This window comes from uncultured Solobacterium sp. (assembly GCF_963550625.1).
Lineage (GTDB): Bacteria > Bacillota_I > Bacilli_A > Erysipelotrichales > Erysipelotrichaceae > Bulleidia.
In genome coordinates this window covers 25958-47062 of record NZ_CAUVCV010000003.1, presented here as the reverse complement: position 1 = coordinate 47062, position 21105 = coordinate 25958, and the positions used below count along the sequence as shown (strand labels likewise).

General features: G+C 36.5%; 23 protein-coding genes. 7 read left to right on the top strand and 16 right to left on the bottom strand.

From position 1 onward, the window contains the following. Window positions 1-2: 2 nt before the first annotated feature. On the bottom strand, window positions 3-452 hold the full coding sequence (locus RYK16_RS02990) for a hypothetical protein (protein ID WP_314850675.1): 450 nt from the start codon (window positions 450-452) through the stop codon (window positions 3-5). Window positions 453-532: 80 nt separating this feature from the next. Between RYK16_RS02990 and tgt the strand changes: the two genes are divergently transcribed. Genes tgt through RYK16_RS02975 form a run of 3 tightly spaced genes read left to right on the top strand, consistent with a single transcriptional unit; the run spans window position 533 to window position 3393 of the window. Beyond that, the gene (tgt, locus tag RYK16_RS02985) at window positions 533-1666 is read left to right on the top strand and encodes a tRNA guanosine(34) transglycosylase Tgt (RefSeq protein ID WP_314850674.1); all 1134 of its coding nucleotides are present in this window, start codon (window positions 533-535) and stop codon (window positions 1664-1666) included. A 1-nt stretch (window position 1667) separates the two neighbouring features. Then, a complete protein-coding gene (queA, locus tag RYK16_RS02980; RefSeq protein WP_314850673.1) occupies window positions 1668-2705 on the top strand; it encodes a tRNA preQ1(34) S-adenosylmethionine ribosyltransferase-isomerase QueA in 1038 nt (345 codons plus the stop codon). Then, complete coding sequence (locus tag RYK16_RS02975) at window positions 2698-3393, top strand: epoxyqueuosine reductase QueH (RefSeq protein WP_314850671.1); 696 nt, start codon at window positions 2698-2700, stop codon at window positions 3391-3393. Before queA ends, RYK16_RS02975 begins: the two co-directional genes overlap by 8 nt. A gap of 16 nt (window positions 3394-3409) precedes the next feature. On the opposite strand, the gene RYK16_RS02970 is transcribed toward RYK16_RS02975, so the two are convergent. Both RYK16_RS02970 and RYK16_RS02965 read right to left on the bottom strand, forming a co-directional pair. Further along, entirely contained in the window at window positions 3410-3736 is a 327-nt protein-coding gene (locus tag RYK16_RS02970; protein ID WP_294207247.1) for a hypothetical protein, read from the bottom strand. Window positions 3737-3740: 4 nt separating this feature from the next. Further along, window positions 3741-4304, bottom strand: a complete 564-nt coding sequence (locus RYK16_RS02965; protein WP_294207252.1) for a TetR/AcrR family transcriptional regulator — start codon at window positions 4302-4304, stop codon at window positions 3741-3743. A gap of 72 nt (window positions 4305-4376) precedes the next feature. Here RYK16_RS02965 and RYK16_RS02960 point away from each other — a divergent pair, with 72 nt between their 5' ends. Continuing rightward, a complete protein-coding gene (locus RYK16_RS02960) occupies window positions 4377-5153 on the top strand; it encodes a putative RNA methyltransferase (protein WP_314850669.1) in 777 nt (258 codons plus the stop codon). 8 nt (window positions 5154-5161) lie between these two features. On the opposite strand, the gene RYK16_RS02955 is transcribed toward RYK16_RS02960, so the two are convergent. Continuing rightward, complete coding sequence (locus RYK16_RS02955; RefSeq protein ID WP_294207262.1) at window positions 5162-5530, bottom strand: helix-turn-helix domain-containing protein; 369 nt, start codon at window positions 5528-5530, stop codon at window positions 5162-5164. Window positions 5531-5822: 292 nt separating this feature from the next. Here RYK16_RS02955 and htpG point away from each other — a divergent pair, with 292 nt between their 5' ends. Further along, complete coding sequence (gene htpG / locus RYK16_RS02950) at window positions 5823-7724, top strand: molecular chaperone HtpG (RefSeq protein WP_314850667.1); 1902 nt, start codon at window positions 5823-5825, stop codon at window positions 7722-7724. Between the two features lie 49 nt (window positions 7725-7773). On the opposite strand, the gene RYK16_RS02945 is transcribed toward htpG, so the two are convergent. From RYK16_RS02945 to RYK16_RS02930, 4 genes are read right to left on the bottom strand one after another with little or no spacing between them, the layout of a single operon-like run. After that, window positions 7774-8688 carry a DMT family transporter gene (locus RYK16_RS02945; RefSeq protein ID WP_314850665.1) on the bottom strand — a complete coding sequence of 305 codons (915 nt, stop codon included), beginning with the start codon at window positions 8686-8688 and terminating at the stop codon, window positions 7774-7776. Continuing rightward, window positions 8685-10085 (bottom strand): bifunctional UDP-sugar hydrolase/5'-nucleotidase, encoded by a 1401-nt coding sequence (locus tag RYK16_RS02940; RefSeq protein ID WP_314850663.1) that lies wholly within the window; start codon window positions 10083-10085, stop codon window positions 8685-8687. Before RYK16_RS02940 ends, RYK16_RS02945 begins: the two co-directional genes overlap by 4 nt. Before the next feature lies 1 nt (window position 10086). After that, window positions 10087-11262 carry a cation diffusion facilitator family transporter gene (locus RYK16_RS02935; RefSeq protein WP_314850661.1) on the bottom strand — a complete coding sequence of 392 codons (1176 nt, stop codon included), beginning with the start codon at window positions 11260-11262 and terminating at the stop codon, window positions 10087-10089. Window positions 11263-11285: 23 nt separating this feature from the next. Continuing rightward, window positions 11286-11792, bottom strand: a complete 507-nt coding sequence (locus RYK16_RS02930; protein ID WP_314850659.1) for a hypothetical protein — start codon at window positions 11790-11792, stop codon at window positions 11286-11288. 81 nt (window positions 11793-11873) lie between these two features. On the opposite strand from RYK16_RS02930, the gene RYK16_RS02925 reads away from it, so the two are divergent. Continuing rightward, window positions 11874-12818: a WYL domain-containing protein gene (locus RYK16_RS02925; RefSeq protein WP_314850657.1), complete on the top strand. Its 945-nt coding sequence runs from the start codon at window positions 11874-11876 to the stop codon at window positions 12816-12818. A gap of 11 nt (window positions 12819-12829) precedes the next feature. Further along, window positions 12830-13552 carry an NAD-dependent protein deacylase gene (locus RYK16_RS02920; protein WP_314850655.1) on the top strand — a complete coding sequence of 241 codons (723 nt, stop codon included), beginning with the start codon at window positions 12830-12832 and terminating at the stop codon, window positions 13550-13552. Between the two features lie 45 nt (window positions 13553-13597). On the opposite strand, the gene RYK16_RS02915 is transcribed toward RYK16_RS02920, so the two are convergent. The 8 genes from RYK16_RS02915 to RYK16_RS02880 all read right to left on the bottom strand — a co-directional run bounded on the left by RYK16_RS02915 (window position 13598) and on the right by RYK16_RS02880 (window position 21079). After that, entirely contained in the window at window positions 13598-13966 is a 369-nt protein-coding gene (locus tag RYK16_RS02915) for a TIGR02328 family protein (RefSeq protein WP_294207289.1), read from the bottom strand. Continuing rightward, a complete protein-coding gene (locus RYK16_RS02910; RefSeq protein ID WP_314850653.1) occupies window positions 13950-14372 on the bottom strand; it encodes a YbgA family protein in 423 nt (140 codons plus the stop codon). Before RYK16_RS02910 ends, RYK16_RS02915 begins: the two co-directional genes overlap by 17 nt. A gap of 105 nt (window positions 14373-14477) precedes the next feature. Beyond that, window positions 14478-15059, bottom strand: a complete 582-nt coding sequence (locus tag RYK16_RS02905) for a manganese efflux pump (protein ID WP_314850652.1) — start codon at window positions 15057-15059, stop codon at window positions 14478-14480. Between the two features lie 189 nt (window positions 15060-15248). Beyond that, on the bottom strand, window positions 15249-16718 hold the full coding sequence (locus tag RYK16_RS02900) for an alpha-amylase (protein ID WP_294207298.1): 1470 nt from the start codon (window positions 16716-16718) through the stop codon (window positions 15249-15251). A gap of 9 nt (window positions 16719-16727) precedes the next feature. After that, entirely contained in the window at window positions 16728-17228 is a 501-nt protein-coding gene (locus RYK16_RS02895; RefSeq protein ID WP_294020059.1) for a hypothetical protein, read from the bottom strand. Between the two features lie 113 nt (window positions 17229-17341). Further along, window positions 17342-18325: an ABC transporter permease gene (locus RYK16_RS02890; protein ID WP_314850651.1), complete on the bottom strand. Its 984-nt coding sequence runs from the start codon at window positions 18323-18325 to the stop codon at window positions 17342-17344. Next, window positions 18322-19509 (bottom strand): ABC transporter permease, encoded by a 1188-nt coding sequence (locus RYK16_RS02885; protein WP_314850650.1) that lies wholly within the window; start codon window positions 19507-19509, stop codon window positions 18322-18324. Before RYK16_RS02885 ends, RYK16_RS02890 begins: the two co-directional genes overlap by 4 nt. Further along, a complete protein-coding gene (locus tag RYK16_RS02880) occupies window positions 19499-21079 on the bottom strand; it encodes an ABC transporter ATP-binding protein (RefSeq protein WP_314850649.1) in 1581 nt (526 codons plus the stop codon). Before RYK16_RS02880 ends, RYK16_RS02885 begins: the two co-directional genes overlap by 11 nt. Between the last annotated feature and the right edge of the window lie 26 nt (window positions 21080-21105).

The window sequence follows — 21105 nt, the reverse complement described above, 5'->3', positions numbered from 1 at the left end:
CCCTACTTTCTATGATTCTTTTTCGCTTGCTTGCCTGGTGCTAAAGAATTTAACCATTTCTCTATGCGATATTTCGCATAGACTTCTTGTTTTTCAACACTGCCATCTACTAATGAAATGACCAGCTGATCAGTACTTGGATTCCATTCATAATGCCAAGATACCATATCTTCATAGTAGATGATGAAACACTCTCTTTTATCATGACGATTGTAAAGCACAATGTAGTCCTGATGAATTTCATATAGTTTACAATCCGGCAACATTAATAGCGAGAATAACGATACCATGATGACCATAACCCCAATCACCTGTAAATAGGAACGTATCCATAAAAAAATAATGCCAGCAATCATCGCAATCATTAAAAATGATGTTGGTTTTACATTGGAAACGTAAAAAGGAACGTCATCTTTCGGTAAATTTCTTACACGTATTTCTTTCGATTTCATAAAAACATTATAACACGCAGATGTTTCTCAGCGAATTAAAGTAATATTTGATATACTTTATAGCGGAAAAGAGGGAAACTATGAAACAACCAGTTACTTTTGAAATTACACATATCTGTAAACAATCCGGTGCCCGTACTGGTATTTTACATACACCACACGGTGATGTAGAAACACCAATGTTTATGCCTGTCGGTACACAAGCAACCGTTAAATTCGTATCCCCAGAAGAACTAAAAGATATAGGTTCTGGTGTAGTGCTTGCCAATACCTATCATTTATGGCTAAGACCTGGCGAAGATATCGTTGACCAAGCTGGTGGAGTTCAAAAGTTTATGAACTACAAAGGTCCTATGTTAACAGATAGCGGAGGATTCCAAGTATTCTCCCTCGCAGATCAACGTAAGATTACAGAAGACGGTGTTACCTTCAAGAATACTCTCAACGGAGATACACTCTTCCTCTCCCCAGAAAAATCAATTCAAATTCAAAATAAGATTGGTGCAGACATCATTATGTCCTTTGATGAATGTATTCCATACCCTGCAACACGTGAATACGTTGAAAAGAGTACAGAGAGAACATTACGTTGGGCACTTCGTGGCAAACAAGCACATAGCCGTCCAGAAGAACAGGCACTCTTTGGTATTGTACAAGGTGGTGACTATGAAGATCTTCGTAAATACTGTGCTGAAAAGTTAATTGAGATGGACTTCCCTGGTTATGCGATTGGTGGTACATCGGTTGGTGAAGATAAGGAAACAATGTATCGTATGGTGAAGTGGGCTTCTGATGCCTTACCATTTGATAAGCCAAGATACCTCATGGGTGTTGGTGCAGTCAATGACTTATTAGAGGCAGTTAGCCGCAATGTCGATATGTGCGATTGCGTATTACCAACTCGTATCGCAAGACATGGAACACTAATGACAAGTGAAGGAAGAATCTCTATCCGTAAGGCCATCTATAAGAATGACTTTACACCACTTGATCCAGAGTGTGATTGTTATACATGTCGTAACTACACAAAGGCTTACCTCAATCATCTGCAGCGTACAAACGAAGGATTTGGTACACGCCTAATGTCTATCCATAACTTACGATTCTTAGTAAAGCTGATGGAAGACGCAAGAAAAGCAATCAAGGAAGATCGCTTTAATGACTTCAAAGAGGAAACTCTTGCGAAGATGAAATTTGACCACAGAGGATTTTAATATGAAATGGAAAACAAGTGATTTTGATTATGACTTGCCAGAAGAACTAATTGCGCAAACTCCTTTGCTCGATCGCACTTCTTCTCGTATGCTTGTCATCCACAATACAGAAAAGAAATATGAAGACAAACACTTCTACGATATTGTAGACTACCTGCATGCAGGTGATGTTCTAGTACGTAATAACACACGTGTTATCCCTGCTAGATTATTTGGTACAAAGGAAGAAACAGGCGCTCACGTTGAGCTACTTCTACTAAGACAGCTTCCAGATGATATTTGGGAGTGTCTAGTTGGTAATGCGAAGGTTGTAAAACTTGGTGCGATTGTCTCCTTCCATGATGGACGTTTACGTGCAGAATGTATAGAAATTGGTGAAAAAGGTTTACGAAAGATGCGCATGATCTACAATGGTATCTTCAATGAAATCTTAGATGAATTAGGAAATGTACCATTACCGCCATATATCAAAGAGAAGTTAAATGACCCAGAACGTTACCAGACTGTATATGCCAAGGTAAGAGGCTCTGCCGCAGCCCCAACTGCTGGTTTACACTTTACAGATGAAATCTTTTCAAAGTTAAAAGAAAAAGGTGTTACTGTCGTTGATGTAACATTACATGTAGGTTTAGGGACTTTTAGACCAATGGATACAGAAGATGTCGAAGACCACGACATGCATAGTGAAGTTTACTACATGTCTAAGGAAGCTGCAGACACACTAAACGCTGCCAAGTCTAATGGTCAACGTATCTTTGCGATTGGCACGACATCTGTACGTACACTTGAGTCCGTATGGAATCGCTTTGGTAAGTTTGAAGAATGTTCTGGTGAGACAAAATTATTCATCTATCCAGGATATCAGTGGCATACTATCGATGGTATGTTAACAAACTTCCACCTACCAAAATCAACTCTGATTATGATGATTGCGTCCTTTGCAGGATATGAATTTACTCTAGAAGCGTATCGCCATGCAGTACAGGAGAAATACCGTTTCTTCTCCTTCGGCGATTGTATGTTAATTACCAATGAATGAGAAAGAAAAAGAAGCCTATATTGCCTATTTAAAGAATCGTAAATCTTCTGCGAAGACAAACTACTATGTAGAGTCTCTCAAAGAGATGAAAAACATCAAAGCTAGTACAAATGAAAAGCCAAAGTTACTCTTGCATGCATGTTGTATTGTATGTGCATGTTGGCCTCTGGAATTCCTTCACGAAGTATTTGATGTAACGATTATGTATAACAACTCCAACATCTGGCCAGCCTCAGAATACGACATGCGTTTATCTGATATGAAACGGTATCTGGATGAAAGATGGCATGGAGAAATTAAAATGGTAATAGAGCCATATAACTATGATGCTTTTGACCAAAAACTTTTGGCAAAAAGAAAAGATGATCCTGAAGGATGGCTACGTTGTTTCTCATGTTACACAGAGAGAATGAATGCAGCGTTTGCCTATGCAGACCAAAATGGCTATGACTACTTTACAACGGTCATGACCTTCTCACGTCAAAAAGATTCTCAGAAGCTCAATGAGATTGGCCGCTCATTACAGCAGAAATATTCACACACGAAGTATTTCTACTCTGATTTCAAAAAGGGAAATGGCCAACAACATTCTACAGAAATCTCTGATGCATATTGTCTATATCGTCAAGATTACTGTGGTTGTAAGTATTCCTATGATTCTCGTAAAAAAGATAAGTGCGACTCCTAAGAATCGCACTTTTTCATTACTTCTCTAATACATCTAACTTTTCGTTTAATAGTTCAATCAACTTTTCTTTTGTACGGATATTGTCCATTACTTCTGTATATGTACCAGACTTCTTATTGATGACAATATCGTTGTAGTAGTTACGGCCTAATGTTTCATAGTACTTAGATAGCTCACGTGAGTGATGTCCAATCTCGGCACGAATTTCAGCCTTTTGCTTTTCAACCTTTAACTTAGAAGTAAGACCTTCTGTACTTTCTGTTACAACCTTTGTAACGTTTGTTAGTAAATCGGAAATTGTTTTTCCTAAATCTTCGAATCCATTCTTGTTATTTTCTGACATGTCCTTAGTCCTTTCCGGCCCTTTCAATGAGGTCCCAAATAATAAATGCGATTTCTTCATTTGTAGCTTCGCCTTGGTCAATCAACTCTACAATACCACTGATTAAGATGTTTGCGTAATACTTCGTGTTGTCTAATGTTAACTCACCAAGTCGTACTCCTTCATCAAATAGTTTTGTTAAATCTGTGATTGCTTTATTCTTCGCTTCCAAGGTAGATCTAACACTTAGGTTAGAAAGATCTGCACCATCTTCGCCATTCAGCTTTTCGTGTAATACGCGGAAAGACTTCACAGAGTTATTTACGAACTGTTGTAAACGTTCTGTATAATCCTCTTTATTCATGCTTTCCTGCATCATGGCATTAAATGCTTCGTTGTATTTATTACTGATTGCTTCAATTACATCATCTTTTGATTTGAAGTAATAGTAGAATAGTCCTTTTGCTACATCCATCTCTTTTACAATGGAGCTGATTGTTGTTTCTACAATGCCATTTTCTTTAAATAGCTTTTCTGCCGCATCTATAAACTCATTCTTTCGTTCTTCGTTATCTTTATTTTCTGGCATTTTTATTACCTCCTACATCTACTATAACTATTGACTGACTTTCAGTCAAGTACTTTGTGCTATACTTTTTCTATGAAATTAATTTGCCCAATTTGTCAGTCAAAATTAAATCGTTCCACCCGAGAAGCAATCTGTGAAAATAACCATCATTTTGATTATGCTAAACAAGGCTATATCAATTTATATCGCTCAAATAAACCATTTCATGGTGATAATATCGAGATGGTAAAAGCACGTACTGCCTTTTTAGAAAAAGGTGTCTATGCCTTCTTAAAAGAATATCTCATTAACTTAAATACAACTTTTCATCCAAAAGTCTTTGTCGATTTAGGTTGTGGGGAAGGCTATTATACCGATGGTTTTATTGCACAGGAAAAATATGGATTTGATCTTTCAAAGGATGCTTTAAAACATGCTTCTAAAAATGATAAGTCAACCCAGTATGTTGTAGCTTCTATTTTCCACCTTCCGCTCGAAAGCGACTCTTGTGATGTAGCTGTTACCTGCTTTGCGCCTGCCGCAACAGATGAATTACAGCGTATATTAAAACCAGGTGGAAAGTTTATCTTCGTTACACCTGGCCCAAAACATTTGTTTGAGATGAAAGCAGTTCTCTATGATACTCCATACGAAAATATCATGGAGGATATCAAAACAGATCTACAACTCATCCAAGATGAAATCATTGAAAATGTTGTAACACTTGATCAGGAAACACTATATCAGTTATTCCAGATGACCCCTTATGCCTATAAGACATCTATTGAAGATAAGCAGCGTTTACTAGAAATCCCAACTTTAGATGTAACTTGTCAGTTCCGTATTCGTGTATATGAAAAAGCATTGTAGATGCTTTTTTATTTGTACTCACCTTCATGATCATTTAGCATCATGGCATAATCTTGTTCTTCATCTTGTGTACGATACTTCGTTCCATTAAAACATAGCTCTCGTATTACCTTCCGCATCCAAGCAGGTCTTCTACGATATGCCATGAACATCTGTGCTTCCGTCTGCGTTGGAAGGACGTCATGTATTGCACCATATAGATTGATTCCCATCAAATAAGCAATATCCACTTTAAAATACTCAGCATACTTCATAATCACTTCAATATCTGGTCGAATCACACCATTTTCATACGCTGAAATCGATTGTGCTGAAACATTCAAAATACTTGCCATTTGTTTTTGAGTCATATGATGATTGATTCTTAGAGTTCTCATTTGATAGGTCATCAGCTTTATTGCATCTTGTATAGTCTTCTTCATATCTCAAATATAGAAAATTTATACTGGTTTTTATACTGAACAACAGAAATACTAGATAGAGTTTTTAATTACACAAAAACTGGAATAATACGTATTATCCCAATCAAACTCTTAAAAGACAGTATTTCTTTCGCCCTTAAATATTCTAATACTACTGGAATTTATCTTTTTGATTTGAAATCATTCTCATTCAGTGTTACACTATATTAGCAGTCATAGCACAAGAGTGCTAAGGAGGTAAAATACTATGGCAAAGAAACAATTTAAAGCAGAATCAAAAAGATTGTTAGATATGATGATTCACTCGATTTATACCAATCGTGAAATCTTCTTACGTGAGTTAATCTCTAATGCTTCTGACGCTTTAGATAAACGTCACTATCTCTCTCTTACAGATTCTCGCTACGCAACGAATCAAGAAAATCTAAAGATAACTTTAGCTATTAAAAAGGATACACGTCAGTTAATTATCGAAGACACTGGTGTTGGTATGAGTGCAGAGGAGCTAGAAAAAAACCTAGGTACTATCGCAAGAAGTGGCTCTGCCGAATTCCGTAAACAACTTGAAAACAATACTGATAACGTCGATATTATCGGTCAATTTGGTGTTGGTTTCTATAGTGCATTTATCGTCGCAAAGCATGTACTTGTAGAGACAAAGTCTCCAATTGAAGATAAAGGTTATGCATGGTCAAGTTCTGGTGAAGATGGATACACAATCACAGAGTTTGAAAAACCTGAAGCAGGCACAAAGATTACAATTGACCTTAAGGACAATACAGAGGAAGAATCTTTCGATGAATTCCTAGAAGAATATAAGATTCGTGAACTCGTAAAGAAGTATTCCGATTATGTTCGCTACCCTATCCAAATGGAAGTCACAAAGTCTATTCCTGATCCAACTGAAGAAGGAAAGACAATTGATACCAAGGAACTTGTAACACTAAACTCAATGGTTCCACTTTGGAAGAAGCCAAAGTCCGAAGTAACAGAAGAAGAATACAACTCTTTCTATAAGTCTAAGTTCAATGATTGGGAGAATCCGCAGAAAGTAATTCACTATAACGTTGAAGGAACACTGTCCTACACAGCGTTATTGTTCATTCCTTCCAGAACTCCATATAACTTCTATTATCAAGATTTTGAAGCAGGATTACAGTTATACTCCAAGGGTGTATTTATCCTTGATAAGGCAAAAGATCTCGTACCTGATTACTACCGTTTTGTGCAAGGTATTATTGATAGCGATGATTTAAACCTCAATATTTCACGTGAGATTCTCCAACAAGACCGTCAGGTTAAGTTGCTTGCGAAATCTATCGAAAAGAAGATCCATTCCGCACTCGAAGATATGTTAAAGAACGACCGTGAAAACTATGAGAAGTTCTTTGATAACTTCGGTTTAAATCTTAAATATGGCATCTATCAAGATTATGGTATTCATAAGGAACAGCTCCAAGACCTCATCTTATTTAGATCTTCTAAGGAAGGTAAGTATGTCACCCTGAAGGAATATACAGATCGTATGGTAGAAGGTCAAAACGCAATCTACTACGCAGTCGGTTCTTCCGTGGATGAAATTGAACATTCCCCTATCATGCCTAAGTTAAAGAAGAAAGGCTACGAAGTACTCTACTTCTTAGATGCGCGTGATGAGTTTGTTTCAGGCATCATGCAAAGCTATGATGAAAAGAAGTTCGTTTCCATCTCTCAAGCAAATCTAGACTTAGATAGCGAAGAAGAAAAGAAAGAAATTGAAGAAAAGACAGCCGAAAACAAGGATATGTTGACAGCGATGAAGGATGCGTTAGCAGATAAAGTTAAGGATGTACGTATCTCATCCAGATTGATTGATGATCCTGTATGTATCGTTGCGGATGAAGGTGTATCCCTAGATATGGAACGCTATATGGCAAATGATCCAATGAATAAAGATAGAGCAATTACAGCCACAAAGATTCTAGAAATCAACCCCAACCACCCTATCTTCAATAAGCTACGTGAAGTATCTACATCTTCCCCTGACAAACTTAAGGAGTATACAGATGTACTCTATGATCAAGCATTATTGATTGAAGGATTACCAATTAAAAATCCAGTTGAGTTTGCTAAGAAGATTACAAACCTCATCGTAGACGCAAAAAACTAAATATGTAAAAAGGCGCAACAACTTGTTGCGTCTTTCTTTATGTCTAATATTATGTTTCTTTTGTGACATTTACCATATCACGACGATCAGGAAGTTGTGCAATCACAATCGCTATAAAGATGAGTACACAACCAATTAATTCTCTGGTATTTAAAACTTGATTTAATATTAGATACCCTGCTAGTGCCGCAAATACAGACTCTAAGGATAATAACATTCCTGCAATCGTAGGGTTAGCCTCCTTCTGTGCAAAAATTTGTAGTGTATACGCAACACAAGAAGAGAAGATACCTGTATATAGCAGCGGAATATACGCTGCTAATATAGAGGCGATTGTAGGTCTTTCAATCACAATCATTGGAATCACTGTCGCAAATCCACCGATTAATAGTTGCCCACAAGATAATCTGACTGGATCAACGCGGGTACTAAAATGACCAATGATGATAATATGTATCGCAAATAAGAACGCAGCTAAAATCAAGAATATTTCTCCAATCCCAAGCGCAAGATTACCTGCCATGCTCAAGAGATATAATCCAAATAAAGCCATTGCAATACCAATCCAAACTTTCAATGGAATCTTTTTGCCAAATAAAAGTGTGATAATTGGCACAAACAATACATATAAGGTTGTTAGAAAACCAGACTTCGCCACTGGTACCGTCAACATCGCGATCTGCTGTACGATACTACCAATGGATAAGGCAAGACCACATAAGACAGAGCCTAATAATAACTTCTGCTTTTCTTCCTTCGTCTTAGGACGAATCACATGCGTACGTTTCTTATCTAGAATTGGAATGATTGCTAAAAGTGAAAAACCCGCAATCAAAAAACGTATTGTTGAGAATGTCCACGGGCCTATATAGTTCATTCCAACATTCTGTGCCACAAACGCACAACCCCAGATAATCGATGCTAATATCAGTAATAAATTACTTCTTGAAAAGAAATTCCTCATAACTTACCTCGATGGAAACGACATAATTTTGCGGACTCAATAAACTGTAAATCATTTAGTTTCATTTCTAAAAGATCTCTAAAATACTCTTTCGCAAATATGGTTTCTTGTAATGACTCACCCAGCATCTCATATCCAGATCCTCTTTGTAGAAAGTCACTTGTAATAACACGATAACACTTTTCTTCGTCCAGTGGTATTCCATCTATCTCAATTGTATGTAAATCACAATTTACTTGTACATTAAGACTCACCGCCATTGTCCCTAGTTTGGTTCCTCGGAAACCAGACCAACGATTTGAAGTCATATAAATATACTCATCTTTTTGTGATGCAAATATTGCATCTTTGATCTGCTTTCCAGACCATACGACAGTTGTTAGATTTAATGGAGATGGCGATACTTCCAATAGATTCAACTTCGTAACCTCCTTTGAAATTCCCTTCGAAAGAATTCCATGATTGATCAAAGCCAAATCCGAAGGATACGTCTTCCACATCATATCCGCAAGTACGTTCATTGCCATGCATTCATGTTCCATTGAAAATTCAAGATCTTGTGGTAAGACGTACAGAACTTTGCTGAGCTCTGCAATGGCTATTTCAGTTTGTTGTGCTATCACTGATTCAATTGCAGAATCCTTTTCTTTCTTAACAACAATATTTTCTCCATAAGCAGACACAACATGATACTGGTCATCTACTTCTAAAGTTAATTTACCCAAATACTTTGCCCAACAACCACTTTGGTGAATCCAAGTCCCATTGATATATTCAGCCCCGTCCATTTCAGTGTGAGAATGTCCACCAATGATACAATCTAGGCCATCTGTTGCCTGTGCAATCAAGCAATCTTTCTTAATGCCACCATGGGATAACAGAATAGAAATATCAAATTTCTCCTTTTCTCTTTCAAGAATATCTTGGACGATAGCTGTCGGCTCAAATAGTTTAATACCGCACATTTCTGTAAATGCAGTGCTTTCAGGATTTTCTCCCCAGTATGGTGAAATACCAATCACTAATACTCGTAATTCATTACGTCTCAAAATGATATAAGGTAATACCCCAGGAATATCTTCCTTGTTTAAACAAAAAAGATTTGCGGAAAGTAATGGGAAATTCTGATTCGCCATTTCTTCCAAATACTCAACACCCGCAAAGAATTCATTGTTTCCAATTGCCATCGCATCATAACCCGCACTCTTTAATAGTTCAATTCCACCCACACCATACGTTCCATTAATCATGACCGACTTCTGGTCGCAAAAATCTCCTGCATCGAGCAGGAAATCTTTTTCTTTATTCATATGTGCACGGAGATGATGAACAATCGCAGAGAAATCTTCAAACTGACTATGTACATCATTGGTATGCCAAATTGTTATCTTTTTCATCCTAAACTCCTGTATATGCGTGATCGAATGTAATCACAGTATAAATCTTTGTTGGATACGATTTAAAGTGACGATCAATTTCTGCTTTGATTTGCTCATCCTCTAATTGGAAACCGTATGGAATTACCAAATCAAAAACAAGATTGGTATGTTCATCACCTAATACAGTTCTAAAATCATGAACTGTAATTGTTGGATCTATCTCTGAAAGAATGCGTTTTAAATCTTCAAAATATGCATTTGTAATAGGATTATCATATTCAATAGGATCCATATGCAAAGTCATCATCACGTGTAATGTATCTTCTACTTCACGTTCTGCTTGGTCAATAATGTCATGAATCTTTAAAAAGTTCATCTTCGCATCAACTTCTGCATGTGCACTACCAATCTTAACACCTGGTCCATAATCATGAATAATTAAATCATGCAGACCACGAATCTCTTTATATTTTAAAATAATTTCACGAATTTGTTTTACCAACTCTTCATCTGCTGGTTTTCCAATGAGACGGTCAATGATTTCTTTGATCAATTCATATCCTGATTTTAATATGAAACCCGCAATTATCAGTGTTGCCACACCATCAAATGGGAATGATGTTTTGAGTTGGCTTAACAACATCGCTACAATCGTAATGAGTGTAGACCATGCATCATTGCGTGCATCCTGTGCTGTCGCAATCATTGCTAAATTGTCAATTTTATTTCCGATTGTACGATTAACATAACTAATCCAAAATTTAACACCGATTGATAAGACCAATATCACCATTAGTACAGGTCTAAAAATAATACTGTTTGGCTCTATAATCTGTTGAATACCCTGCTTGATTAGTTCAAAGCTAACACTAAAGATAACAACCGCTATGACAAAACTTACCACGTATTCCACACGACCGTGTCCAAATGGATGTTCCTTATCCGCTGGCTTACTAGCGATACGATATCCTAACACCGTTACAAGACAAGTCATCAAATCAGATAGGTTATTAAAACCATCCGACATTATGGATACAGAATTCGTCATAAAACCAATTGTAAGTTTTACAATAAATAACAATAAATTTGCGATAATCCCAATAATACTCGTCAGTTTTCCATACGCAAAACGTACAGATTCATTCTGAATATCATCCGCATTTTTAATATATTTTTTTATCAGATAGTTTATCATAGGCACTTTCCTTAGTACCTATTTTAACGTAACGAAGCCTTCTTATCCAACGTATTTGCATATTCTTTTGAAAATAACAATACAATTCCATAGGAAGCTAGAATTGGCATAAATACAATTGCGATAAATACCATTGTATGACCAAACTGCAAGGAACTAATTGGAAGGATAAACGACACCCCAATAAATACAAACATTAAAGATAAAATATGTCCCAATAACTCTGAAACAGTATGGAAATGATACTTCACCCAATTTACCGCAAAGAGTGCGGAAGCGTAGGTAGATACTTCTAACATTGGTAAGTTTACTTGCAAACCAACCATACGAATCATTCCAATTAGTACGACTCCCATTACAAGCACTTGCATGAGACTATCCTTTACTTTTTCATATCCAATAAACTCACAAGTCAAGAATGCAGATATGATACTGCAGGCCAGTGCCGGTAGTGTATAACCATTGATTGCGTATGCAATTGCTAGAAATAATACAGAACGATTTACGAAATATAGTTGTTTGTTTGTCATATTTATCACCTTCTCTACATGGATTATCTTAGCAGTTAGGTATATAATTGATGTGCATATAAGTGCACATCAATTAAGAATATGAAAAATATAAACTCACTCCCATTACAAATTCTAGAGATACTACGTCAGTATCCAGATCAAGAACATCTAATCTCAATGCCTGAGTTGCAGGCAATCTTAGAAGCAGATGGCTTCCCTTCCAATCGTCGTACTGTATATCGTGCAATTGATACACTGCGAGAATACAACTATGATATTCGCTATGAATTTCATAAGTTTTATTCTGGCTATTATCTTGTACCGTATTTCAATGAAACAGAGCATTTTATTCTTTCTGATTATCTTAACCAACAAACAACATTATCAAATCAAGAAATTAGTACAATACAAACAAAGCTCCAGCATCTTGCAAGTCCCTACCATAGTCTAAAACGCAGGCAAAATATACATACAAGCAATCAAGAAATTTTATCCAACATCAAATTGATTTTACATGCTATCAAGCATTCCTATCAGATTTCTTTCTACTACTTTGACTATACAATTTCAAAGGAAAAGAAATACCGTAAAAATAAAAAACGTTATATATTAACGCCATATGCAGTTACTTCCGATGAAGGAAAATACTATTGCGTACTCTATAGTGAGAAGTATCAATCCTTTACAAACTATCGTATTGATAAGATGGAGACAGTTCGTCTGATTGATCAACCTGTAGAGACTATCGCATTCAACTTAGAAGAGCACCTACAAACATCCATGAAGATGTACGCAGGCAAAGCAGAAACAATTACCATTAAATGCACAACAGACATGGCAAGCATCATCTTAGATGAGTTCGGTAAGCAAATGATTATCTCCGAAGTAAATGATGACTATTTTATCCTAAGCCTAAAAACAGCGATAACACCAACCCTATTAAGTTGGCTATTATTATTCTATGATCGTGTAACAGTAATCCAACCAGCTAAGCTAAAAGAAAAATTACTAACAATCGCAAATAAAGTTATTGAAACTTATTAGAAAGAAATCATATGAACGAAAAGATAAAAGAACTTCAAGACATCATTGATCATTCAAATCATATTGTCTTCTTTACCGGTGCCGGGGTATCTACTGCTAGTGGTATCCCTGATTTCCGTAGTATTGATGGCCTCTACAATCAAAAGTATCAATTCCCACCAGAAGAAATCTTAAGTCATCACTTCTTCCTACAACAACCAAAAGAATTCTTTCGCTTCTATCGCGATAAGATGTTATATCCAAATGTAAAGCCATCCTACGTACATACATATATCGCCTCTTTAGAGAAGCGTCAGAAAAAGGTTACCGTCATCACCCAAAATATAGATGGACTACATCAACTTGCCGGTTCAACAAATGTATTAGAACTACATGGTAGTGTTTTACATAATACATGCATGCAATGTCATACAAAATATTCACTAAATGATATTTTAACAATGGATACTGTACCACTTTGTCCAAAGTGTAAAGGTATCATTAAACCAAATGTAGTCTTGTACGAAGAAGGATTAGATGAAACAATCCTGAATCAATCATTACATGCATTACAAACTGCAGACACCTGTATTGTATTAGGTACATCTCTTGTTGTATATCCAGCTGCAGGACTGCTGCGTTACTTTGGTGGTAAAACACTCGTTTTGATTAATCGTGATCAAACCAGTTACGATTCTACTGCCGATTTAACAATTCATGATGACTTCATCAACATCTTTCCAAGTTTAAAATAAAAGCTTAATCAACTTCACTTTGTGTCGTTTATTAAGCTTTTCTTTTTACAATGTGAAATGAATACCCTTTTCTCTTAGGTTTTCTATACATTCAAGTAAATATTGATGATTATGTTCTTTATAAATTGGAGTATCTACCGTCACTTCTTTAAGATTAGTATACCTTTCTGCTACCTTTCCTCGATAATTCTTATCTCTCCATTCTTCAGAAACTCGATACCCTCTTTTTTCCATTTCATCCATGACTAAGGAATGATAGCGATATAAGCAATACGGAGAGTAGAGAAACACATAATCTACTGTTCTATGTTTCTTTTGCCATCCATTACCTCTTAATGCACAACATTCTCTATGCTGTCCAAGAAGTTGATTTTTAGGCAATTGCGTAATCATTTGTTCATGCCAGAGTCTCATCATATTCTCCTGTCAATAAAGTAGATTCTTGTAAATATTGATTTGGATATTTCTTTAATAAAGCATTGATATATTCAATCACAGTTTCTTGATTTGATTCATCTATCATATATTTTTCTAGTATGCTAAATAAGCCCTGTTTTTCAGCGTCACTTGCGTCTTTCTTGAAATATCCCCATACATGAAGAATCGCATTATTAAAATCTTTTTTACTCTCTTCTACATCTCTTAGATTTAAGATTTTTTCTTTTAGAAATTGAATATCAACTTCTTTTTCTTTCAAATACTCTCTAATTTCTAAGTATACTTTATGTGACTTGCTTAACACATAATATTTATTTTTAGCCCACAGTACTTCACATTCTTTTCGCATCTTTGTGTTATTCACATTCGTACCTTCTTTCATCGTTTTTTTCTTTTCAAAATGTAGTATCTTGCATATTATACAATTTAACAATCTATAAATATATGGTGCTACTTCATCCTGTGTATGAACTAAAAAAGGTTATTTTTACAATAACCCAATGCCTGTCACAAATATTTCAATACCAATCAAGATAAGAATGATACCACCTAAGATAGATGACTTATTCGCAAAAGCCATACCAAACTTCTTGCCTAATACTACACCTACATAACAGATGATAAATGTCACAACTGCAATGATAACTGAAGTAATCAATGCGGAAGATAACGTATAGTCTGCAATCGTAAATCCAACGGATAAAGCATCAATCGAAGTCGCGATACCTTGAATCATAAGCTTACGAGTACTAGCTTCATATTCAGCTTCATCCTCTTCCTCTTCTTCAAAACCATCCTTGATCATTCCACCACCGATATAAAGTAGTAAGATTAAGGCAATCCATGGCACAGCATCCATAAAGATGACAAAAGCAGAAGAAACCGTATGTACCGCAAACCATCCAATCATTGGCATCAAAAATTGAAAACCCGCAAAAACAATGGCAATCTGAATCACTCTAGATATTGCCATTTTCTTTTCGTTCATTCCATTCGCCATTGATACCGAGAAAGCATCCATCGCAAGACCAACACCCAATAAAGCGGCTTGTATTAATAGTTTTATCATATCCATTCACTCCTATTGAATATGGTAAGGAACATGTTAATAAAAAAAGACCATGTATTACCAAAAAGGTAATCATGAGTCTCGCTAATTAAAACAAGCCAGGTTTTTACCAGTATGTTGACTTGCTGCACGGGCATGTGCCAGCTACTCCCTCAAATTACACCTATATTTTCACCGAATAGGTTTCTGTTAGTCAAGGCTTACTTTAACTTCCAAAGTCTTTTCCAGCCATACACTAACACTTCCATCAGTACAGGAGAATTCTCCACAACCCTCTTCATCAATTATAACTGTATTGGAACAATGTCCTAGTATATCTCTAAATTCTTCTCCTACATGATTGGTGCCAATATACATTCTTTTAGAACCACCATATCGATTACTTAGCACAACAGCCAAACCACTTCCACTAAATTCATCACTGCCACTTCTTGTCCAGCCAATTACATCTGGATTATCAAAATAATCATGTTGGTCACCATAAGCATAAAGTTCTCTAATCTTCATTAATGTAGGAAGGTCAGCCACCGCGGGAATATTCTTAGCAGGAATTCCATATAAATCCCCATAGAATACACACGGTAATCCATCTATACGCAATAAAATTAACGCATACGCTATCGTTTTAAACCAAGGTAAGACAAAGGATTCTAACGACTGTCCTGGCTCAGTATCATGATTATCTACAAACGTTACCGCATGCCATGCATCAGCTTGTACAAGTGTTCCTTGAAATAATTCTCGCATATCAAAGTTACCATTTGTATCGGAAGCATTTAATAACTGATAGTGTAAAGGTACATCAAACAAAGACATACAATCTGACGCATCCGCAAGATACTCCTGTAGCTTACTAAGATCACCATTCCAATACTCACCTACCGCAAAGAAATCTTCTCCTTTGTATGCACGCATGTCAGATAACCAATTTTTAAAGAATTGGTTATCAATATGTTTTACCGCATCTAGTCGCATACCATCGATACCAGTGATATCCAAATACCATTTACCCCAACGATTCAATTCTTGTAATACTTCTTGATTTTTAAAATCAATATCACAACCCATTAGATAATCAAAGTTACCATGTTCTCCATCTACATTTGGATCCCAGTTCTTTCCCTCAATAAGATAGATTGAACTTTGTTTCTTCTTCTCATCCCAATCCGTACCATCAAAATGGCTTGCATTCCATGTAAAGGTAGAATATTTCCCTTTACGATTTGGAAAGGTAAATTTTGTCCATGCAGTAATTTGATAATCACCACCGATTTCTTCATTACGATTATTTGGATCTGTTTTAATGACATCTATCGTTTCTTCCGTATCGCCGCCCATTTTCTGGTTGAGAACGATATCCGCAAGAACTGATATATTTTCTTTTTGTAACGCACCAATCGCATCTAGATATTCTTGTTTTGTACCATATTTTGTAGGAATTGTTCCCTTTTGATCAAACTCTCCTAGATCATATAAATCATAGACACCATATCCTACATCATGTACTCCACCCGCACCTTTATATGCTGGTGGTAACCACACCAGTGTAACTCCCAGATTAGAAAAAGAAGGTGCCAGCACCTTCAATTTATTCCAATGTTGACTATCATCTGGAAGATACCACTCAAATGCTTGTAATAGTGTATCGTTTTTCTCCATAGTCACCTCTTATTCAAGAGTTAGTTTCGCTACCTCTTTTTCAAAATATTCCTTTGTGTCTTCAATTGATAAATCTAACACAACAGAAAGTTCTTCATATAGATATTTCTCAGCTATCTGTAAATACTCATCATCGATAGAAGCCAACTTCTTATGTTGTTCAAGACGTTCTTGATTACGTCCATAGGAAGTCTTGATGATACGTACTAATTCACTAATATCATTCCCTTTTAACAGTGAAGCATACTGACTCTTCATATTTGCAGGCTTACTTTCAAGAGTCTCTAAATCAGGTGTATCAATAATCAACTGATCAATCTCTTCTTTTGTAATTAAATCACGTAAGTGACCTGCTTTATTGGACACTGGAACCTGAATAGAAACAGATCCAGAAGTAGGAAAATACGGTTCAAGAATATAACACTGTTCCCCCGTAAAGTCACTGCGTTTCTTTCCTGTAATACGACATACATCTCTTCGATAGACAACGATATCTTTTACTTTATACAAAGAAATCACCTACTTTCACCATTTCTATTTTACCACAACATCCATCTTTTTTCTAATGTGCCAAGAGTCGCAAAGAAAAGAAGTTGCTTGCCGCAACTTCTCTATCTTTATGATTAACGTGTTCCCTTATCGTAAGGAATACCTTCTGCCTTAGGTGCTCTCGATTTCCCACTAGAGAAGCCTAACACAATCAATACGACTAGATAAGGAATAATGTTATAGAAATACATTGGTAATGGTAAGCCCTTTGTAAATGGGATTTGGTTATACACTACACTTAAACACTTTAAGAATCCAAACATCAGCGAACCAAACGCAACTCCAATTGGTGACCAGTTACCGAAAATCATGATAGCCATAGCTAAGAATCCCATACCCGCTACTGCACCAGAAGCTGTACCATTGGCAACTGTCGCAATATATAAGTAACCACCAAATCCACCTAACGCACCTGAGATTGTTGTACCAAGATAACGCATCTTATATACATTGATACCTACAGAGTCAGCTGCTTGAGGATGTTCACCACATGCACGCAAACGTAAACCTGTCTTGGTCTTGTATAAGAAGATAGATAAGATAATAAATAACACAAGTGCAATAAAGGTTGAAATATAAGCCTTATCAAATAGTACCGCAAAGATACCAGTTGCTTCTTTGTTTTGGATTACATAACCAAAGTCATGACGTTGTCCAAGGGAGTCGACAGCTGTACCCATCTCTAATTGGTCTTTACTTGTAAATACCTTGATGAAGAAGAGCGCAACAGCTGGCGCAAGAAGATTTAATGCTGTACCAGCGATTGTCTGATCTGCTTTAAACTTAATCGCAGATACAGATAATAGAAGTGAGAATAATGCCCCTGCAACAGCTGCCGCAAGCATCGCAACCACAAACATCAACTGATTATGGTCAACGAAGAATGGAACATTCTGTCGTAACAATAGTGTCACAACCGCACCAATGAAGGCACCAAAAATCATAATACCGTCTAATGCAATGTTGATGATACCGCTACGTTCCGCAAACATACCTGCCAAGGCAACGATCAATAGCGGAATAGTAAAAATCAATGTTTTCTGAAGAATAAAAATCATTTCTTTTCCTCCTTGCTATTTTTGATCTCTGTCTCAATTTCTTGTAAGGATTTCTTCTTCGTGCTTAGTAACATACTGATATATCTTGCAAAGCCTGAGAAGTAGACAATCATCGCTACCATTAACTGAGATACATATTCGTTGAATGCAGTATTTGCCGCTAGGTTTGATCCACCAACGTTGATATACTTTAAGAAAATTGCAGTAAAGATAATACCGATAGGATTGTTTCCTGCAAGCAAGGCTGCTGGAATACCATTGAATCCATCGACTGGCAGTGTCTGATATGTCTCCCACTTGAAGTCTTGATGACCATTGAGACACCAGATAGAGGCACCCATCGCCGCAAGTCCACCAGCAATAGCCATCGCTAGAAGTAGATTTCTCTTTTCATTCATGCCTGCATACTTAGCACCATCACGGTTATATCCACAAGCCTTTAGTTCATATCCAAATGTAGTCTTATTCATCACAACATAAAGTGCGATAGCTACACAGATTGCTAGGAAGATACTTGCGTCCGCATAGGAAACAACAGAACCACCAGAGAAAATCTTATCTAAACCAAATGTTGCCGTTGCGATATTATTTACTTCTGTTTTCATAATGAAGTTTACTTTTGATTCCGCAACGTTAATAAACTTAGAACCATTAAATACCCAGCTAACTACATTGGCCGCAATCCAGTTTGTCATAATGCAAACAATAACTTCATTGACATTAAGATATGCTTTGAAGAAACCAGGAATCGCACCCCAAAGTGCACCAGCTAATGTACCGCAAAGTAATGCTAGCAACCAAATCACTGGAGATGGAACAGTTGCGGATGGAATAGATAATGAAACAATCAATGTTACCATTGCTCCCATCAAATACTGTCCTGGAGCACCGATATTAAATAAACCTGTCTTAAATGCAATACATGCAGATAAACCAGTCAGAATTAATGGAGTTGCATTAAACAACATGTTACCAAACTGGAATAGTGAGTTACCACCACCAGAGAATGGTCCACCAAGAACAATGAGAATGCCACGTACAGCTTCCGCAAATCCAATACGAGGATTAAATATGGATAGTAATACAAGGACTACAAATCCAACAAAGATACCACCGAAGATACATAACAAAGAAGCACTCAGCGACTTTAATCCTGCAGAGGATTTTTTATTCTTATTTTTCATCGCTGTGATCCTCCTTACCATTACGTTTCGCACCAGCCATGTATAGACCTAACTCTTGAACAGTTGTCTTCTTAGGATCAAGTTCTCCAACAATTTCGCCTTCATACATGACAAGAATACGGTCGGATAAGTTCATAACCTCATCTAATTCTAAAGAAACAAGTAATACACCTGCTCCACTATCACGACTTTGAATAATCTGCTTATGAATGTATTCAATCGCACCAACGTCTAGACCACGTGTAGGTTGTACTGCAATCAATAGATTATGTTTACGGTCTAATTCACGTGCAATAATTGCCTTCTGTTGGTTACCACCAGACATACTACGAGAAATTGTAATTGGTCCTTGACCACTGCGTACGTCGTACTCTTGAATGAGTCGATCTGCATACTTTCTAACTTCCTTGAAGCGAATCATGCCATGGTTTTGGAATTCAGGTTCAAGATATCTTTGCAAGACTAAGTTTTGTTCCAAAGAGTAATCGAGAATTAAACCATGTTTATGACGGTCTTCTGGAATATGAGAAATACCATGTGTATTCTTATAGCGAATCGAAGTATGAGAAACATCCTTCATCTCACCATCAATATTGAGTTTTACCTTACCACTCTTAATCTTTTCAAGACCAGTGATTGCATGTACTAGCTCTGTTTGACCATTACCATCAATACCTGCGATACAAACAATTTCACCCTTACGAACCTTGAAAGATACATCATGGATACTATCCTTCTTATGAATCTTGTCAAAGACACATAAGTTTTCAAGTTCTAATACTTCTTCCGTAGGATTACTTTCCTTTTTATCTACGACAAACTTAACATCACGACCAACCATCATATTTGATAGTTCTTCCTTTGTCGTATTCTTAACATCAACAGTACCGATATACGCACCCTTACGCAGTACAGAGCATCGATCTGCTACCTGCATAATTTCATTTAACTTATGTGTAATAAATAAGATAGACTTACCTTCCTTTGCAAGACTCTTCATAATTTGCATGAGTTCTTCGATTTCTTGTGGTGTTAGTACCGCTGTAGGTTCATCAAAAATTAAAATATCATTATTACGGTATAACATCTTTAAGATTTCTGTACGCTGCTGCATACCTACCGTAATATTCTCAACTAACGCATCTGGATCTACATTTAATCCATAGGACTTGGATAGTGCAACTACCTTCTTACGTGCTTCTTTCTTACTGATAAAGCCAAGTTTTGTCGTTTCAACACCAAGAATAATATTTTCTAAAACAGTAAACACCTGTACCAACTTAAAGTGCTGGTGTACCATTCCAATACCCAAATCATTCGCATCATTTGGATTGTTGATTTGAACTGGCTTTCCATTCTTATAAATCTGTCCCTCTTCTGGCTGATATAGACCGAAAAGAACACTCATCAGAGTACTCTTACCAGCACCATTTTCACCCAAAAGGGCATGAATTTCACCCTTCTTTAACTGTAAAGTAATATTGTCATTTGCAATAATTCCAGGGAAAATCTTGGTAATATTGCGCATTTCAATAATATAGGGAGATTCATGAACTACATTTTCATCCATAGTCTATCCTCCATTACCGATGATGT

What these genes read in the sequence shown, in the direction of transcription:
- RYK16_RS02920 (WP_314850655.1), top strand. Translation starts at nt 12,830, where the DNA reads ATGAACGAAAAGATAAAAGAACTTCAAGACATCATTGATCATTCAAAT.
- RYK16_RS02925 (WP_314850657.1), top strand. Translation starts at nt 11,874, where the DNA reads ATGAAAAATATAAACTCACTCCCATTACAAATTCTAGAGATACTACGT.
- RYK16_RS02930 (WP_314850659.1), bottom strand. Translation starts at nt 11,792, where the DNA reads ATGACAAACAAACAACTATATTTCGTAAATCGTTCTGTATTATTTCTA.
- RYK16_RS02890 (WP_314850651.1), bottom strand. Translation starts at nt 18,325, where the DNA reads ATGATTTTTATTCTTCAGAAAACATTGATTTTTACTATTCCGCTATTG.
- RYK16_RS02965 (WP_294207252.1), bottom strand. Translation starts at nt 4,304, where the DNA reads ATGCCAGAAAATAAAGATAACGAAGAACGAAAGAATGAGTTTATAGAT.
- RYK16_RS02970 (WP_294207247.1), bottom strand. Translation starts at nt 3,736, where the DNA reads ATGTCAGAAAATAACAAGAATGGATTCGAAGATTTAGGAAAAACAATT.
- htpG (WP_314850667.1), top strand. Translation starts at nt 5,823, where the DNA reads ATGGCAAAGAAACAATTTAAAGCAGAATCAAAAAGATTGTTAGATATG.
- RYK16_RS02880 (WP_314850649.1), bottom strand. Translation starts at nt 21,079, where the DNA reads ATGGATGAAAATGTAGTTCATGAATCTCCCTATATTATTGAAATGCGC.
- RYK16_RS02885 (WP_314850650.1), bottom strand. Translation starts at nt 19,509, where the DNA reads ATGAAAAATAAGAATAAAAAATCCTCTGCAGGATTAAAGTCGCTGAGT.
- RYK16_RS02905 (WP_314850652.1), bottom strand. Translation starts at nt 15,059, where the DNA reads ATGATAAAACTATTAATACAAGCCGCTTTATTGGGTGTTGGTCTTGCG.
- RYK16_RS02945 (WP_314850665.1), bottom strand. Translation starts at nt 8,688, where the DNA reads ATGAGGAATTTCTTTTCAAGAAGTAATTTATTACTGATATTAGCATCG.
- tgt (WP_314850674.1), top strand. Translation starts at nt 533, where the DNA reads ATGAAACAACCAGTTACTTTTGAAATTACACATATCTGTAAACAATCC.
- RYK16_RS02975 (WP_314850671.1), top strand. Translation starts at nt 2,698, where the DNA reads ATGAATGAGAAAGAAAAAGAAGCCTATATTGCCTATTTAAAGAATCGT.
- RYK16_RS02990 (WP_314850675.1), bottom strand. Translation starts at nt 452, where the DNA reads ATGAAATCGAAAGAAATACGTGTAAGAAATTTACCGAAAGATGACGTT.
- RYK16_RS02915 (WP_294207289.1), bottom strand. Translation starts at nt 13,966, where the DNA reads ATGAGACTCTGGCATGAACAAATGATTACGCAATTGCCTAAAAATCAA.
- RYK16_RS02910 (WP_314850653.1), bottom strand. Translation starts at nt 14,372, where the DNA reads ATGAAAGAAGGTACGAATGTGAATAACACAAAGATGCGAAAAGAATGT.
- RYK16_RS02960 (WP_314850669.1), top strand. Translation starts at nt 4,377, where the DNA reads ATGAAATTAATTTGCCCAATTTGTCAGTCAAAATTAAATCGTTCCACC.
- RYK16_RS02940 (WP_314850663.1), bottom strand. Translation starts at nt 10,085, where the DNA reads ATGAAAAAGATAACAATTTGGCATACCAATGATGTACATAGTCAGTTT.
- queA (WP_314850673.1), top strand. Translation starts at nt 1,668, where the DNA reads ATGAAATGGAAAACAAGTGATTTTGATTATGACTTGCCAGAAGAACTA.
- RYK16_RS02935 (WP_314850661.1), bottom strand. Translation starts at nt 11,262, where the DNA reads ATGATAAACTATCTGATAAAAAAATATATTAAAAATGCGGATGATATT.
- RYK16_RS02955 (WP_294207262.1), bottom strand. Translation starts at nt 5,530, where the DNA reads ATGAGAACTCTAAGAATCAATCATCATATGACTCAAAAACAAATGGCA.
- RYK16_RS02900 (WP_294207298.1), bottom strand. Translation starts at nt 16,718, where the DNA reads ATGGAGAAAAACGATACACTATTACAAGCATTTGAGTGGTATCTTCCA.